We start from the raw sequence: 15,310 nt of genomic DNA on the forward strand, positions 1-15,310 counted from the left end.
AAAAATCCGACAGAAGCGGCATGGCGACTGGTGAATATGCTTATCCGCATAAAGGCAGAACAAATGTGTAGTTTGTTTTCATAAGTCGCCCCCGTACATTTTCCGGCGTATGCATGAATTTGCCTTTATCTTTGCCGGATTTTCCGTTGGTCTCGTGGTGGGATTGACGGGGGTGGGCGGCGGCTCGCTGATGACGCCGCTGCTGATCTTCGTCTTCGGCATCAAACCCCATCTGGCCATAGGCACCGACTTGCTGTTTGCCGCTTTCACCAAGATGGGCGGCACGGTGAGCCTGGCGCGCGCGCGCATCGTGGACTGGCGCATCGTCGGCCAGATGGCTGCCGGAAGCATCCCGGCTTCGCTGCTCACTCTTTATGTCTTGCAGCGCCTGGGCCCGGCCAATCCGGCGACCCAGGCACTCATGACGACGACGCTGGGACTGGCACTGTTGCTGACCGCCTGCGCCACCCTCTACAAGGCTTTGCGCGGCAAGGCCGCCCCCGCTCACATCAGTACCGAGTCGCTGCAACAGGCCACGCGGGCGCGCCATTGGGCCTTGCCGCTGCTGTTTGGCGCCGTCATTGGCAGCCTGGTGACCCTGACCTCGGTGGGCGCCGGGGCCATAGGCGTGATCGTGCTGATGCTGCTTTACCCCGCCCTGCCGCTGCCGCGCATCGTGGCCGCCGACATTGCCCACGCCGTGCCGCTGACCCTGGTGGCGGGCCTGGGCCACGCGTCCATAGGCTCGGTCGACTGGCCGCTGCTGCTCAAGCTGCTGGCCGGCTCGCTGCCCGGCATCTGGCTGGGCTCCCAGCTGATGCGCAAAACGCCGGAGCGCGTCATCCGCTCACTGCTGTCCCTGTTGCTGGCCTATGCCGGCGCCAAACTGATTTCCCTCTAGACCCACACCGCCATGTACCAATACACAGAATTTGACCGCCAGTTTGTCAAGGCCCGCGCCGCCCAATACCGCGACCAGCTGACGCGCTGGCAGGCCGGGCAGTTGCCCGAAGACGAATTCCGCCCGCTGCGCCTGCAGAACGGCTGGTATGTGCAGCGCTACGCCCCCATGCTGCGAGTGGCCGTGCCCTATGGTGAACTCTCCAGCGCCCAGTTGCGCGTGCTGGCCACCATCGCCCGCGACTATGACCAGCCCAATGCGGCGCTGTTTGCCGAGGCGCAGGCCAGCCAGGACAAGCTGGGCGCGATTCCGCTGAAAAACGGCCTGTCGGTGCATTCCAAGCTGACCAAGGGCTACGCCCACTTCACCACGCGCCAGAACGTGCAGTACAACTGGATCCCGCTGGACAAATCGGCCGACGTGATGGACCTGCTGGCCAGCGTTGACCTGCACGGCATACAAACCAGCGGCAACTGCATACGCAACATCACCAGCGACGAGCGCGCCGGCATTGCCGTGGATGAGATCGCCGACCCGCGTCCCTTTGGCGAAATCATGCGCCAGTGGAGCACCTTGCACCCCGAGTTCGCCTTTTTGCCGCGCAAGTTCAAGATCGCCATCAGCGGCGCCAAAGAAGACCGCGCCGCCATAGGCTGGCACGACGTGGGCCTGCAACTGCTGCACAACGCCGAGGGCGAGCTGGGCTTCAAGGTGCTGGTCGGCGGCGGCATGGGCCGCACGCCCATCATTGGCACGGTGATCCGCGAGTTCCTGCCTTGGAACCAGATCATGAATTTCTTGGAGGCCGTGGTGCGGGTCTACAACCGCTATGGCCGGCGCGACAACATCTACAAGGCCCGCATCAAGATCCTGGTCAAGGCCGAGGGCCAGAAATACATCGACGATGTCGAGGCCGAGTACCTGCAGATCATGGAGCACGACGGCGGCCCGCACACCATCACGCAGGCCGAATTCGACCGCGTGGCCGCCTGCTTTGTGGCACCCACGCTGAGCTGCGACCGCAAGGACGCCGATGCCAAGATGGCCAACATCCTGCGCGCCGCGGCCGAGGACGACATTGAGTTTGGCCGCTGGCTGCAGCAAAACGTCGCGCCGCACAAAAACCCCGACCTGCGCGCCGTCACCCTGTCCTTCAAGCGCCTGGGCCAGGCCCCCGGCGATGCCACGACCGACCAGCTGGCCATCGCCGCCGACCTGGCCGATCGCTTCAGCGCCGGCGAGGTGCGCGTGACGCACGAGCAAAACCTGCTGCTGCCCTGGGTGCGCTGCGATGAGTTGCCCGAACTCTGGCGCGCCGCCCGCAAGGCCGGCTTTGCCAAAGCCAACATCAAGCTGCTGACCGACATGATTGCCTGCCCGGGCGGCGACTTCTGCTCGCTGGCCAATGCCCGTTCCATTCCTATCGCCGAGGCCATCACCGAGCGCTATCAGGATCTGGACGAGCTGCACGACCTGGGCGAGATCGATCTGCATATCAGCGGCTGCATCAACTCCTGCGGCCACCATCACAGCGGCCATATCGGCATCCTGGGCGTCGACAAGGACGGCAAGGAGTGGTACCAGATCTCCCTGGGTGGCGCCGACGGCTCCACGCTGTCAGGCCCGGCCCAGCCCGGCAAGGCGGTCGGCCCGTCCTTCTCGGCGGCCGAAGTGCCCGAGGTGATAGAGGCCGTGCTGGACACCTACCGCCAGCAGCGTGAAGGCCGCGAGACCTTTATCGCCACCCTGCGCCGCGTCGGTGCCGAGCCCTTCAAGGCCGCGGCCAATGGCGCACGCTTTAGCGCCAGCCGCGCCGAAGCCGCCGAAACCAGCGCCGCCTGAAGCCCCACCCAAGGAGTTGATTACTATGAAACTAATAGCTGCCAGCGCCCATCTGACGGGCGCCACAAGCCAAGATGTCATTGAACTGGCGAACGACGCCGATCCTTTCCAGCTGACGTTCGCCGGCGTAGACCGCATCGACCTGAACTTCCCCAAGTTCACCGACGGCCGGGCCTTCAGCCAGGCCTTCCTGCTGCGCCGCCGGCTTGGTTTCAAGGGCGAGATACGCGCTACTGGCGACGTGCTGGTCGATCAGCTGGCGCAAATGGAGCGCAGCGGCTTCGACGTCGCCGTGCTGCGCGCTGACCAGGATCTGGGCATTGCCCAGCGCGTGCTGGCCGCCTACCCCGGCTATGGCGTGGGCAAATACCAGGGCGATGCCGTCGACATCCAGCCCCACTTTGCGGCTGCGGCCTGAGACCAGCCATGGGTGCCATTTCCCTTTACGCCAAAGCCTCGCCGGATTTCGAGGCCAAGCTGGCCCACAGCCTGGCCTTGTTGAAATCGTCCGCCGCAAGCTTTGCCCCGCTGACCCAGGCCTCCAGTCTGGGCGCAGAAGACATGGTGGTGACGCATTTGCTGCAGCAAGCCGGCATAGCCTGCAGCATTTTTGTGCTGGATACCGGCATGTTGCACGCCGAAACCCTGGCGCTGATTGGCCGCATCGAAGCGCGCTACCAGCGCAAGGTCGATGTCTATCGCCCGATCGAGAGCGATGCCTCGGCCTTCGTGCAAACCAACGGCCCAGAGGCGATGTACCAAAGCCTGGCGCTGCGCAAGGAATGCTGCCACATCCGCAAGATGGAGCCGCTGGAGCGCGCTTTGGCTGGCAAGGGCGGCTGGCTGACCGGCCTGCGCCGCGAGCAATCCAACGCCAGGGCCGAGGTGCATGACGTCGAACAACAGGCTGAGCGTGTGAAGATCAACCCGCTGGCCGACTGGACCTGGGGCGAGGTCTGGCATTACATCGCGCTGCACCAGATTCCCTACAACCCGCTGCACGACCAGTTTTTCCCCAGCATAGGTTGCGCGCCCTGCACCCGTGCCGTCACGCTTGGCGAAGACTTCCGCTCCGGCCGCTGGTGGTGGGAAAACGAAAGCGCCAAGGAGTGCGGCCTGCATGTGTCCGCTGCCGATTCATCCCCCGTTTCCAGCATCATCCCCATACGAGAGATTCCCGCATGAACGCACGAACCGACCCCCAACTGCTGACCAAGCTCAGCAATGCCCACCTCGATGCGCTTGAGGAAGAAACCATCTTCATCCTGCGCGAAGTGGCGGCCGCCTTCGAGCGCCCGGCCCTGCTGTTTTCGGGCGGCAAGGACTCGCTGGTGATGCTCAAGTGCGCCGAAAAGGCCTTTGGTGTTGGCCGCATCCCCTATCCGCTCTTGATGATAGACACCGGCCACAACTTCCACGAAGTGACCGATTTCCGCGACCAACGCGCCAAGGAACTGGGTGCCGAACTGATCGTGCGCAACGTCGAAGACTCGATGAAACGCGGCACCGTGCGCCTGGCCCATCCCGGCGAGTCGCGCAATGTGCACCAGTCGGTCACCCTGCTCGAAGCCATTGAAGAATTCCACTTCGACGCGCTGATAGGCGGCGCCCGCCGCGACGAGGAAAAGGCCAGGGCCAAGGAACGCATCTTCTCGCACCGCGACAGCTTCGGCCAGTGGCAGCCCAAGGCCCAGCGGCCTGAGCTGTGGACGCTGTTCAACACCCGGCTGCAGCCCGGCGAGCACTTTCGCGTGTTCCCGATTTCCAACTGGACCGAGCTCGACGTCTGGCAATACATAGAGCGCGAGCAGATCGCTCTGCCTTCGCTTTACTACGCGCATCAGCGCCAAGTGGTGGAGCGCAAGGGTCTGCTGGTGCCGGTGACCGAACTCACGCCGGCGCGCGATGGCGAGCAGGTGATTGAAAAAACCGTGCGTTTTCGCACCGTGGGCGACATCACCTGCACCTGCCCGGTGGACAGCCCGGCCGCCACCGCTGCCGAAATCGTGATTGAGACGTTGGCCGCCGACGTGAGCGAACGCGGCGCCACGCGCATGGACGACAAAACCTCAGACGCTTCCATGGAAAAGCGCAAGAAAGACGGGTACTTCTGATGACTACTATTGATTTGATAGCTGGCAGCGCACAGCCAGCAGGCACTACAGGCCAAAACGACTTGAAATCGGCGCTGAAATTCATCACTTGCGGCTCCGTCGATGACGGCAAGAGCACCTTGATTGGCCGCCTGCTGGTGGACAGCAAGGCCGTGCTGCAAGACCACCTGGCCGGCGTGCAGCGTGCTGGCGAGACGGATCTGGCCCTGCTGACCGACGGCCTCTCGGCCGAGCGCGAGCAAGGCATCACCATAGACGTGGCCTACCGCTACTTCAACACCGAAAACCGCAAGTTCATCATCGGCGACGCGCCCGGCCATGAGCAGTACACCCGCAACATGGTGACGGCGGCATCGAGCGCCGACGCCGCCGTGGTTCTGGTCGACGCCACCAAGCTGGACTGGAAAAGCCCGGCGCTGGAGCTGCTGCAGCAAACCCGCCGCCACTCGCTGCTGGTCAATCTGCTGCGCGTGCCCTCCATCGTGTTTGCGGTGAACAAGCTCGATGCGGTCGAGGACTCCACATTGGCGTTCCAAAACATCCGCGCCGCGCTGGCCGCTTTTGCCCAGGCCGCCCATATCCCGGTCAAGGCGACGGTGCCGGTTTCGGCGCTCAAGGGTTACAACGTGGTCGATGCCAAGCCCGGCTGGTGCGGCTATGAAGGCCTGTCGCTGCTGGAACTATTGGAAACCCTGCCCAGCACGGCGGCCGAAACCACCGAAGCCTTTGCCTTTCCGGTGCAGTGGGTCGAAAAAACCGCCTCCTCATCGGCCGACACCAGCCAGGGCCGCCGCGTCTTCTGGGGCCGTGTGGCCACCGGCGGCGTGCAGCCCGGCCAAACCGTGACCGTGCTGCCCAGCGGACAAACTGCCGTGGTGGCCCAGGTCCTTAACCATGCGCGCCAGCCCAAGTCCATACTGGCCGGTCACAGCGCCGGCATCGTGCTGGACCGCGAGGTCGATGTCTCGCGCGGCGACTGGCTGCTGGCGCCAGGCAGTTTTGCGCCTTCGCGCGAGCTGGCTGTCACCATCGCCTGGATGGACGACGAGCCCCTGGTCGCCGGGCGCGTCTACTGGGCGCTGCAAGGCCACCGCTGGGTCAAGGCAAAGGTCAAGCGCATCGTGCACAAACTGGACGTCAATACCCTGGCCGAGGAGGACGTCAGCGAGCTGCCGCCCAATGCCATTGGACATATTGAGCTGAGCCTGCAGGAACCCCTGGCCACCCTGCCCTATGTGCGTTCGCGCATACTGGGTTCGCTGGTTCTGGTCGATACCGCATCGCACAAGACCTCTGGCGCAGCGCTGGTACTCTAAACAACAACATTCTTATTAACCACCTTGCTGGAAACCTCCTAAAATTGAGGGTTTCCACCGATTAGCCAACAAACCATGACACACATCGTCTCCGACTCCTGCATCCGCTGCAAATACACCGACTGCGTCGATGTTTGCCCCGTGGACTGTTTCCGCGAAGGCCCGAACATGCTGGTGATCGATCCGGACGAATGCATTGACTGCGCCGTGTGCATTCCAGAATGCCCGGTCAACGCCATCTATGCCGAAGAAGATGTGCCGGCCGACCAGCTCGATTTCATCAAGCTCAATGCCGACCTGAGCCGCGCCGCGGGCTGGAAAAGCATTACCAAGCGCAAAGAGCCCTTGCCCGATGCCGACGACTGGAAAGACAAGACCGGCAAACTGTCCGAGTTGGTGCGCTGACAGCCACCCCGCCCGCCGGCGCCTGGATTGACCGGACGGGCAGCCCTATTTAGACAAGCAAGCCTGAAAACATGGAACCTCAACTGAACCAAGAAGTGATCAACACCGCAGCCCAGCACGATGGTCCGATCGAAACCGATGCCGTCATCGTGGGCGCCGGCCCTGTGGGTCTTTTTCAGGTGTTTGAACTGGGCCTGCTGGAAATCAAGGCCCATGTGATCGATTCGCTGGCCTATCCTGGTGGCCAGCCCATAGAGCTGTATCCCGACAAGCCGATTTACGACATTCCCGCGATTCCGGTCTGCACCGGCAAGGAGTTGACCGACAACCTGCTCAAGCAGATCGAGCCCTTTGGCGCGACCTTCCACCTGGGACAGGAAGTCAGCGTGGTGCAAAAGCAGGAAGACGGCCGTTTCTTTGTTGAAACCTCCAAGGGCACGCGCTTTCTGACCAAGACCATTTTCATTGCCGCCGGCGTGGGCGCCTTCCAGCCCAAGCTGCTGCGCGTCGAGGGTCTGGACAAGTTTGACGACAGCCAGCTGTTTTACCGCGTCAAGAATCCGGCCGACTTTGCCGGCAAAAACCTGGTCATCGTGGGCGGTGGTGACTCCGCACTCGACTGGGCGCTGAACTTTGTCGCCGAAGGCCCGAACAAGGCCGAAAGCGTGATCCTGATCCACCGCCGCGACGGCTTCAAGGCCGCGCCTGCCAGCGTGGCCAAGATGAGAGAGCTGTGCGATGCCTACGAGATGCAGTTCATCGTCGGCCAGATCACCGGCTACGACGAAAAAGACGGCCAGTTGAGCGGCGCCAAGGTCACTGGCACCGACGGCGTGACGCGCGTCGTGCCGCTGGACGTGCTGCTGGTCTTCTTTGGCCTGTCGCCCAAGCTTGGCCCCATTGCCAACTGGGGTCTGGACATAGAACGCAAGCAGTTGCAGGTGGATACCGAGAAATTCTCGACCAACATCCCCGGCATCTTTGCGGTCGGCGACATCAACACCTATCCAGGCAAGAAAAAGCTGATTCTGAGCGGCTTCCACGAGTGCGCGCTGGCCGCCTTTGGCGCCGCACCCTTCATCTTCCCTGACAAGAAGATTCACCTGCAGTACACCACCACCAGCCCCAAGCTGCACAAGGTGCTGGGCGTGGAATCGCCAGTGTTCGACTGAGCCTGAGCCGCACTACCCCAAAGCCCGCGCCTTGCGGGCTTTTTTTCGTCGCTTCAGGCGGCGTCACCAACTGGGAAAGGCGCAAGCGGCGCCAGCAAGGCCTGCAGGTCCTCGGGCGTGAACTTGCTGGCCATGGCGCCGTCGCTGCCCACCACACCTTCGGCCAGGGCGGTCTTGCGTGCCTGCAGCTCCAGCATGCGCTCCTCTATGCTGCCCTCGACCACCAGTTTGTAGACAAACACTGGCTGATGCTGGCCGATACGGTGCGCGCGTGCCGTGGCCTGTTGCTCGGCAGCCGGGTTCCACCAGGGATCCACATGGATCACGGTGTCGGCGGCCGTGAGGTTGAGCCCGACGCCGCCAGCCTTCAGGCTCACCAGCAGTATCGGCACTGCCCCCTCCTGAAACTGGCGCACCAGCGCACCGCGTTTTGGCGGCGAGGTAGCACCGGTCAGCGACAGCCAGGACAGCTGCAAGGCCTGCAGCTCGGTCTCAATCAGCGTCAGCATGGCGGTGAATTGCGAAAACACCAGCACACGCCGGCCTTCGGCAAGCAGCTCAGGCAGCATGAGCCGCAGCAGTTCCAGCTTGGCACGCTGCATGGTTTTGACGGGCTTGACGCCTTTGAGTAGATAGGGGTCGCAGCAGACTTGGCGCAGCCTGAGCAGCGCATCGAGGATGCTGATCTGGGCGCCGGCAAAGCTATTGCGCTTCAAGACCCGGCGCACCTGCACGTCGGCCGCCACGCGCACGCTTTCGTAGAGCTCGCGCTGACGGCCCTGCAGCTGCACCTTTTTGATGACCTCGGTGAGAGCCGGCAACTCGGTTGCCACCTCATCCTTGCGCCGGCGCAGGATGAAGGGCCGCACCCGCTGCGCCAGCAACTGGGCCCGCAGCGTTTCACCGTTGCTCTCAATCGGTTTGCGCCACAGCCGCGCAAAGCTGCGGGCATCGCCCAGGAAGCCCGGCATCAGAAAATCAAACTGCGCCCAAAGGTCGCCCAAGTGGTTTTCCAGCGGCGTCCCTGTAAGGCACAGGCGGTGACTGGCCTGCAGGCTGCGCAATGCCCGCGCGGTGCGGCTGGCGGCATTTTTCACCCACTGCGCCTCATCCAGAATCAGCAAGTGAAAAGGCTGACGGGCCAGCATGGCGATGTCACGCCATAGCAGGGAATAGGTGCTCAACACCAGGTCATGCCCGGCCATGCGGCCGAAATCCTCGGCACGGCGCGGGCCCTGCAGCGTCAGCACCCGCAAATCGGGCGCCATGCGCGCCGCTTCGGCCTGCCAGTTGAATACCAGCGAGCTCGGCAGCAGCACCAGCGAAGGCAAGTTGGCCCGCCCGGCCTGTTTTTCTATCAGCAAATGCGCCAGCGTCTGCGCGGTTTTGCCCAGGCCCATATCGTCGGCCAAAATGCCGCCCAATTGCTGCCCCCGCAGATACTGCAGCCAGGCGACTCCCTGACGCTGGTAAGGCCGTAGCGTGATGCCCAGGCCGGCAGGCGCATCCACGGCTTGCGGGCCATCGCTTGCCTGCAGGCGCTGCGCCAGTTGGCGCAGCCCGGCATCGCCCTGCCATTGCCAGGCCCCATGCAGGCCTGCGCGCTCGACGCCGGCATCCAGCCCATCCAGACGCCAGGCGTCCCAGGCCGACAATCGCAGCGGCCCCTCTGCGCGCTGCGTATCGGTCAGCAAATCCAACATGGCGCCGACAATGGCCTTGAGCAAAACCGCCGGCGCAACTATGCGTTTGCCGCCGGGCGCACGCAGCTGAATCAAGGCCTTGTCGTCAATGGCAGCCACCTGCCGGGCATTGAGCCAGCGTTGGTCCCGCCGCAGCAGATCCGCCAGCATGGGCGCAAGGTCCAGCGTTTCCCCATCAACCTCAACGCCCAGTGTCAGCAGCCATGAGCCCTCGCGCGCCGGCAAGCCCAAGGCGCTCACCACGGGCGGGCGCCCACGCATAGAGGCGGCAACTTCCTTGCCCAAGACCTCGCCGGTGTCAGGACTGACGATCAGACGCCAGGCATCCACAGCCACGCTCTCATGCGCAAACCCGGGGCGGACCACCACAGCCCATCCCTCAGCCTGCAAGGCGGGCAGCTGATCGGCCCAAAAATCTCCAAAAAATGCTTCCTGCACCAGCGACCACAGGTGATCATCAGCCGCCGCGGCCTCATCGCCGCGCCACTGCAGGGAATCAAGTGGCAGCTGGTAAAGGCCAAGCGCCCAGACCTGGTCCATGGCTTCGGCCTCTGCCGCCAAATCGCGCCGCAAACTGAGCTGCTGGCCCTGCTTGCTTGTCAAGGGCTGAGTCGCTGCAGCACGGGTATTCAGCACACTGGACGGTGCTGGTACTTCCCAAAACAGGCCATCATCGGTGCGATAAGTCCAGTCGACCTTCACCACGGTCACGCTGTCGCCTCTAGCGCCGAACGGACCGCCTGGCTTCATGCCCAGCAAGCCGTCGCCGCGTGTCAGGGTTTGCAGTGTCAGGCGCGGGCGAAACTGGCCCGCCACCACCAGCGTCTTGGCGGCGGCAGCATCGCTGGCCTGATGCTCTGGATGTTCTGACTTGGTCTTGCGGCGGCTGGGCATGGCCGCCATTGTCCATGCTCTCTTTCTGTCCGCAGCGCCTGAGCGCAAAGTCGTCCGCCGATCCGCTCTACAATTTGCACTGTGTTCGAAAGAACACTTTCGCTGGGGGTGTTGCCGCCGTGACCACAAGCATGGGCGCCGACTGAGAAAGTCCCTTTGAACCTGATTGAGGTAATCCTCGCGCAGGGAAGCATGTGCCAGATCTTGCGCCATTCAAGCCGGGCGTCTGGCCAGCCGACCTGCCATTAACAAACGGAACAGTTGATGGCCAACACCCCCTTGCCCTCTGCCGGTGGCAACACCGCGCTCACCCCTCTGCCCCAGGGCGATCGTCTGTTCGGCTGGCGCGATCATGCGGCGCTGTGGCTCAGCCTGGGCGTCGGTTTGCTGGTCATGCAGATAGGCGCCTATCTGGTGCCGGCACTAGGCACTCAGGCGGCCCTTAGTGTCATCATCTGCGGCTCCGTGCTGGGGGCCGGTCTGCTGGCCTGGACCGCCAAGATAGGCTGCGACAGTGGCTTGTCTAGCGCCGGCTTGATGCATGCCACTTACGGCAGCCATTTTGCGCGCCTGCCGGTGCTGCTGAACATCGTCCAACTGATTGGCTGGACCACTTTCGAGCTGGTCGTCATGCGTGACGGCACGATGGCCATTGCACGGCAATCAGGCGGTGCGACGGGCACCCTGTGGCCGCTGCTGGCAACCTTGCTTTGGGGCGGCGTATTGCTGGCCTTGCTGTCGGGCTCCATGGTCAAGCTGGTGCGCAAATTCATTGGCCGCTACGGCCTGCCGCTGGTGATTGCCTCGCTGTTGTGGCTCAGCTGGCAGTTTCTTTCCAAGGCCAGCGCACAAGGCTTCTTGGCCTTGTGGAATCGCCCGGGCGATGGCGGCATGAGCACACTGTCGGCTCTTGATCTGGTGATTGCCATGCCGGTGTCCTGGCTGCCGCTCGTGGCTGACTTTGCGCGCCATGGCCGTGATGGCAACAGCGCACTGCGCGGCACCTGGCTGGGCTATGCCATTGCCAACATATGGTGCTATGCCCTCGGTCTGCTGGTGGCGCTGACGACGCCCAGCACGGATCTGGTCGCCGCACTGCTGCTGGCGCAAGGCGGCTTGATCGCGCTGGGCCTGATACTGATCGATGAAGTGGATAACGCTTATGGTGATCTGTACTCGGGTTCGGTGGCCGGTCACAGCCTCAAACCCAGCTGGAGCGTGCGGCGCTGGGGCATGGCGCTGGCCGTGCTGTGCACCGCATTGGCGCTGGTGCTGCCCATGCATAGCCTGGAGCCGTTTTTGCTGATGCTCAGTTCAGTGTTCGTTCCGCTTTACGGCGTCATTCTGGCGCGTCTGGCTGGACAGGCAAACGTGGCCGCGCTGGTGAGCGAACGCAAGGTCAACCACAGCGCGGTCGTCATCTGGCTGCTAGGCGTTGCCTGCTACCACCTGTGTGCGCAGCTGGCTCCCGGCTGGGGCGCCGCCCTGCCCACTTTGGCACTGACTTTTGTATTGGCCCGTGTTACCCGCTTTCGCGCTGGAAATTCGGGCCTCACCGCAAGGGCTTGAGCCGCATGGATAAAGGGGCATGGCCGTGGTTCAGCGGCCCGCTGCCGGCACCGGTGCGCACCCTGGCGCCAGCCGCCAGCGCTGCGCGTACATAGGCGCGCGCCGCCTCGACCGCCTCCAGCAGGCTTGCGCCGAGCGCCAAGTGCGCGGCAATCGCCGAAGACAGCGTGCAGCCCGTGCCATGGGTATTGGCGCTATGAATGCGTGGCGCGCGCATCCAGTGCGCATCGGCGTTTTGCATGAGCAACAAGTCGCTCACCACGTCGCCCGCCAAGTGCCCGCCTTTGAGCAATACCGCTTGTGCGCCCATGGCAAGCAAGTCGTGCGCAGCCGCCTCCATCGCAGCTTCGTTGTCCAATGTGCGACCGACCAGCAACGATGCCTCGTCCAGATTGGGCGTGACTACGGTGGCGCGACCAAACAGTTCATGCACCAGCACGGTAATGGCGGGGTTGTCGATCAATACGGCACCGCTGGTGGCGACCATGACCGGATCCAGCACCACTTTTTGCAACGCGTAGCGATCAATCGCCTCTGCCACCGTCTGGACAATCTCTGGCGCATGCAGCATGCCTATCTTCACGGCATCCAGGCCTATGTCTTCCACCACGGCGTCAATCTGCTCTCGCAGCATGCCAGCGGGCACCCCATGAATGGCCCGCACACCCCGTGTGTTTTGTGCGGTTAGCGCCGTGATCGCCGTCATGCCGTAGCAACCCAGTGCCGCAAAGGTTTTCAGATCAGCCTGAATGCCGGCGCCGCCACCACTGTCGGAACCCGCGATGGACAGCACGCGTGGGTATTCAAACTCAAAAGTTTCAACCATCATTTGTTTATCTCTGCACTTTTAATGTTTCATCACACAAGGACTTGAGATTCAGTGCCGCGGCGCACGGATCATCTGCCGCACACAAAGCGCTCACCACGGCGAGTCCATCGGCGCCGGCCAGCAATACCTCGCGCGCGTTGCCCGCATGTAGGCCACCGATAGCAACCAGAGGCAAACGCGTAGCGGCGCGCACCAGCGCCAAGCCGTCCAGGCCCCAGGGTTCCTTGGTGTCGGTCTTGGTCGGCGTGGCATAGATTGGGCTCACACCGAGATAGTCCACGGGTAGCATGGCGCTTTCCTGCACATTGGCCATATGCTCCACAGACCAGCCGATAAAAACCTCAGGCGGCAACAGCTTGCGCGCTTGATCCACCGGCATGTCGCTTTGCCCCAGATGCACGCCCTCGGCACGGCAGGCCAACGCAATATCAATACGATCGTTAATCACCAGCGGCACACGGTGCGGCGCCAGCAGTTGTTTCAACACCAGGGCTTGCGCCAAAAACTCACGTGTTCCCAGATGCTTTTCGCGCAGTTGAACGCAGCTCACCCCGCCTTGCACGGCAGCATTCACCACATCGGCCAGGGGCCGGCCCCGCGTTAGCGAGGAATCTGTGACGAGGTAAAGCCGCAAGGCCTCGGGGTTTAACCTTGCCACGCTGCCAACTCCATCTTGAGCCGTTTGTCAAACGTGGTTTGGTCCAGAAGCTGCAACTCATCCAGCAGACTGACCGCCATGCTGCCCACCCCCAGACCATGGGCTTGTATCTTCTCGGCAGCAACCTCACCGGCAACGCCGAGAAACGCCATGGCTGAGGTAGTAGCACGCCAGGCATCGGGTTGCACGGCACAAAATGCGCCGACGAGTGCGCTGGCCGAGCAGCCGACACCCGTGATCCGTGTCATCCATGGATGGCCATTGGAAAGGCGGGCCCAACGCTTGTGGGCATCAAAAATATGGTCAACCTCACCACTAACACAGATCGTGCCACTCGTGCGTTCAGCCAGGGTCTGAGCTGCGTCCAAGGCGTCATTGGCAGACGCACTGCTGTCAACGCCACGCGTCTTAACAGCGCCACCGGCAACACTCATGATTTCCGACCCATTGCCGCGAATCACCGTAGGTAAGGCAATGGCCAGCAGGCCCTCCAGTGCCTGGTTTCTGTAAGGCGTTGCGCCGGCCCCAACAGGGTCAAGCACCGATGGAATGCCACGCTGAGCGGCTGCTGCCAGAGCCAGCTTCATGCTCTCGACCCAATAAGGATCAAGCGTGCCAATGTTGATCACCAGCGCCTGAGCGATGCCAACCATATCGCGCACTTCTTCATGGGCGTGAGCCATGACCGGCGAAGCACCCACGGCCAACAGAGCATTGGCGTTGAAATTGATCGCTACCAGATTGGTGATGCTATGCACCAAGGGCGAACGCTCGCGAAGCGCTACAACATCTGACCAGATAGCTGCAGCAGAGAGATTTGAAAGCATTTTTCTTTAAGGGGAAAGATGGAGCGCGTAAGTCCAAAGACTTCACCACGATGGGCGACAAAATTGTGGCCGTATATACCGCAGGCAAGTAGTGCACTAACGATTATCGCGGCATACGAGAGGAGAAGCGGGCCCCGCAAATCTGAACAGCGCTATAAGTAGGAGCTCCGGGTGTAAGGCTGGGCCAATGCAGGTCTGGCAAGAGGGAGTTCTTCATCTTCATGAAGGAGTCAGCGCGGCGCACACACACGGCCGCCTTCCAGGCTCGGGTAGATCAGGTCGTATTGCGCGAAGACTAGAGCCTTGGTCAAACAGTGCAAGCAGTTCGAGCGCCCCCAACCCCGCACTAGCAAGGCGCAGCCTGGAAACAGGGGGTATCCCTACCTGTTGCGCAAACTGACCATCACCCGCGCTAATCAGGCCTTTTTCAGCTGCCTACTCAAGTTCAAATTACTCGAAGTACAAAGGCAGTCATGGGACGGGTTTACCCAATGGGCGATGGCCACGCCGTACTTGATGCAAATCAGGGCGCGGTTTTTCGCGGATACGCCGTTGCGCCCCTGGATAGAGCAGCTCTGCGCCGAGCTGGTGGCCGCCGGCGTCGCTAAGCGGGAAGGCCGCGACCTTCTGAATGCCTGAGCCGCCCAGAGTCCGATCGAGCGGCCTAGCGCCCGGGGATCGTTATTTGAAAATGCCAGCCACAAAAAAGCCCGCATGGCAGGCCTGCGGGCGGTTCTGAAGGGACTCAAGCCAAAGTGAATCGGCCAAAGAAAAAGCCCAGTCAATCACTTGATCAACTGGGCGTTTCTTGCTGTAAGAGCCTGACGATGTCCTACTTTCACACGGGAATCCGCACTATCATCGGCGCTAAGTCGTTTCACTGTCCTGTTCGGGATGGGAAGGAGTGGTACCAACTTGCTATGGTCATCAGGCATAACTTTTTGACGGGTTGTCGCTAGGACAACCTATCGAATTCATAGAGCAAATCAGCTTTAATTTAGATTATTGCACAGCCCGAACTTAAGTTCTGGGCGGCGTCTTTTGAATGCGTCAACTTGGCATAACAACCCTGAGCAATCC

At 62.3% G+C, this 15,310-nt stretch carries 14 protein-coding genes, 1 rRNA gene and 1 riboswitch; of the genes, 10 read left to right on the forward strand and 5 right to left on the reverse strand.

Annotation, left to right across the window (positions count from 1 at the left end; translation table 11 throughout):
* The first annotated feature begins 109 nt into the window (after positions 1–109).
* The 8 genes from BM160_RS19345 to BM160_RS19380 all read left to right on the forward strand — a co-directional run bounded on the left by BM160_RS19345 (position 110) and on the right by BM160_RS19380 (position 7,750).
* A complete protein-coding gene (locus tag BM160_RS19345; RefSeq protein ID WP_092007804.1) occupies positions 110–901 on the forward strand; it encodes a sulfite exporter TauE/SafE family protein in 792 nt (263 codons plus the stop codon).
* Positions 902–913: 12 nt separating this feature from the next.
* The gene (locus tag BM160_RS19350) at positions 914–2,743 is read left to right on the forward strand and encodes a nitrite/sulfite reductase (RefSeq protein ID WP_092007805.1); all 1,830 of its coding nucleotides are present in this window, start codon (positions 914–916) and stop codon (positions 2,741–2,743) included.
* Between the two features lie 25 nt (positions 2,744–2,768).
* Positions 2,769–3,161, forward strand: coding sequence for a DUF934 domain-containing protein (locus BM160_RS19355; protein WP_092007806.1), 393 nt, complete (start codon positions 2,769–2,771; stop codon positions 3,159–3,161).
* Between the two features lie 8 nt (positions 3,162–3,169).
* A complete protein-coding gene (locus BM160_RS19360) occupies positions 3,170–3,928 on the forward strand; it encodes a phosphoadenylyl-sulfate reductase (RefSeq protein WP_092007807.1) in 759 nt (252 codons plus the stop codon).
* Positions 3,925–4,857: a sulfate adenylyltransferase subunit CysD gene (gene cysD, locus BM160_RS19365; protein WP_092007808.1), complete on the forward strand. Its 933-nt coding sequence runs from the start codon at positions 3,925–3,927 to the stop codon at positions 4,855–4,857. The genes BM160_RS19360 and cysD overlap by 4 nt, the downstream gene beginning before the upstream one ends.
* Entirely contained in the window at positions 4,857–6,173 is a 1,317-nt protein-coding gene (locus BM160_RS19370; protein WP_092007809.1) for a sulfate adenylyltransferase subunit 1, read from the forward strand. The genes cysD and BM160_RS19370 overlap by 1 nt, the downstream gene beginning before the upstream one ends.
* Before the next feature lie 75 nt (positions 6,174–6,248).
* A complete protein-coding gene (gene fdxA / locus BM160_RS19375; RefSeq protein ID WP_092007810.1) occupies positions 6,249–6,578 on the forward strand; it encodes a ferredoxin FdxA in 330 nt (109 codons plus the stop codon).
* Positions 6,579–6,649: 71 nt separating this feature from the next.
* Positions 6,650–7,750 carry an NAD(P)/FAD-dependent oxidoreductase gene (locus BM160_RS19380; RefSeq protein WP_092007811.1) on the forward strand — a complete coding sequence of 367 codons (1,101 nt, stop codon included), beginning with the start codon at positions 6,650–6,652 and terminating at the stop codon, positions 7,748–7,750.
* Positions 7,751–7,803: 53 nt separating this feature from the next.
* Here the strand turns inward: BM160_RS19380 and BM160_RS19385 are convergent, their stop codons facing one another.
* The gene (locus BM160_RS19385; RefSeq protein ID WP_255369008.1) at positions 7,804–10,347 is read right to left on the reverse strand and encodes a DEAD/DEAH box helicase; all 2,544 of its coding nucleotides are present in this window, start codon (positions 10,345–10,347) and stop codon (positions 7,804–7,806) included.
* A gap of 94 nt (positions 10,348–10,441) precedes the next feature.
* Positions 10,442–10,553, forward strand: a riboswitch (TPP riboswitch).
* Positions 10,554–10,611: 58 nt separating this feature from the next.
* On the opposite strand from BM160_RS19385, the gene BM160_RS19390 reads away from it, so the two are divergent.
* A complete protein-coding gene (locus BM160_RS19390; protein WP_092007813.1) occupies positions 10,612–11,916 on the forward strand; it encodes a purine-cytosine permease family protein in 1,305 nt (434 codons plus the stop codon).
* Here the strand turns inward: BM160_RS19390 and thiD are convergent.
* From thiD to thiM, 3 genes are read right to left on the reverse strand one after another with little or no spacing between them, the layout of a single operon-like run.
* Positions 11,900–12,745, reverse strand: a complete 846-nt coding sequence (gene thiD, locus BM160_RS19395) for a bifunctional hydroxymethylpyrimidine kinase/phosphomethylpyrimidine kinase (protein ID WP_369821806.1) — start codon at positions 12,743–12,745, stop codon at positions 11,900–11,902. The genes BM160_RS19390 and thiD overlap by 17 nt on opposite strands.
* Positions 12,746–12,749: 4 nt before the next feature.
* Positions 12,750–13,403 (reverse strand): thiamine phosphate synthase, encoded by a 654-nt coding sequence (gene thiE, locus BM160_RS19400; RefSeq protein WP_092007814.1) that lies wholly within the window; start codon positions 13,401–13,403, stop codon positions 12,750–12,752.
* Positions 13,391–14,230 carry a hydroxyethylthiazole kinase gene (gene thiM, locus BM160_RS19405; RefSeq protein ID WP_092007815.1) on the reverse strand — a complete coding sequence of 280 codons (840 nt, stop codon included), beginning with the start codon at positions 14,228–14,230 and terminating at the stop codon, positions 13,391–13,393. Before thiM ends, thiE begins: the two co-directional genes overlap by 13 nt.
* A gap of 387 nt (positions 14,231–14,617) precedes the next feature.
* Between thiM and BM160_RS19410 the strand changes: the two genes are divergently transcribed.
* Positions 14,618–14,869: a hypothetical protein gene (locus tag BM160_RS19410; RefSeq protein WP_177219079.1), complete on the forward strand. Its 252-nt coding sequence runs from the start codon at positions 14,618–14,620 to the stop codon at positions 14,867–14,869.
* Positions 14,870–15,049: 180 nt separating this feature from the next.
* On the opposite strand, the gene rrf is transcribed toward BM160_RS19410, so the two are convergent.
* Positions 15,050–15,162: ribosomal RNA gene (gene rrf, locus BM160_RS19415) — 5S ribosomal RNA — on the reverse strand.
* Between the last annotated feature and the right edge of the window lie 148 nt (positions 15,163–15,310).

The organism is Polaromonas sp. OV174 (assembly GCF_900112285.1).
Taxonomy (GTDB): Bacteria; Pseudomonadota; Gammaproteobacteria; order Burkholderiales; family Burkholderiaceae_C; genus Polaromonas.

Bases quoted from the DNA above. Each gene is read 5' to 3' on its own strand.
- BM160_RS19345 (WP_092007804.1), top strand. From the start codon at position 110: ATGCATGAATTTGCCTTTATCTTTGCCGGATTTTCCGTTGGTCTCGTG.
- BM160_RS19350 (WP_092007805.1), top strand. From the start codon at position 914: ATGTACCAATACACAGAATTTGACCGCCAGTTTGTCAAGGCCCGCGCC.
- BM160_RS19355 (WP_092007806.1), top strand. From the start codon at position 2,769: ATGAAACTAATAGCTGCCAGCGCCCATCTGACGGGCGCCACAAGCCAA.
- BM160_RS19360 (WP_092007807.1), top strand. From the start codon at position 3,170: ATGGGTGCCATTTCCCTTTACGCCAAAGCCTCGCCGGATTTCGAGGCC.
- cysD (WP_092007808.1), top strand. From the start codon at position 3,925: ATGAACGCACGAACCGACCCCCAACTGCTGACCAAGCTCAGCAATGCC.
- BM160_RS19370 (WP_092007809.1), top strand. From the start codon at position 4,857: ATGACTACTATTGATTTGATAGCTGGCAGCGCACAGCCAGCAGGCACT.
- fdxA (WP_092007810.1), top strand. From the start codon at position 6,249: ATGACACACATCGTCTCCGACTCCTGCATCCGCTGCAAATACACCGAC.
- BM160_RS19380 (WP_092007811.1), top strand. From the start codon at position 6,650: ATGGAACCTCAACTGAACCAAGAAGTGATCAACACCGCAGCCCAGCAC.
- BM160_RS19385 (WP_255369008.1), bottom strand. From the start codon at position 10,347: ATGCCCAGCCGCCGCAAGACCAAGTCAGAACATCCAGAGCATCAGGCC.
- BM160_RS19390 (WP_092007813.1), top strand. From the start codon at position 10,612: ATGGCCAACACCCCCTTGCCCTCTGCCGGTGGCAACACCGCGCTCACC.
- thiD (WP_369821806.1), bottom strand. From the start codon at position 12,745: ATGATGGTTGAAACTTTTGAGTTTGAATACCCACGCGTGCTGTCCATC.
- thiM (WP_092007815.1), bottom strand. From the start codon at position 14,230: ATGCTTTCAAATCTCTCTGCTGCAGCTATCTGGTCAGATGTTGTAGCG.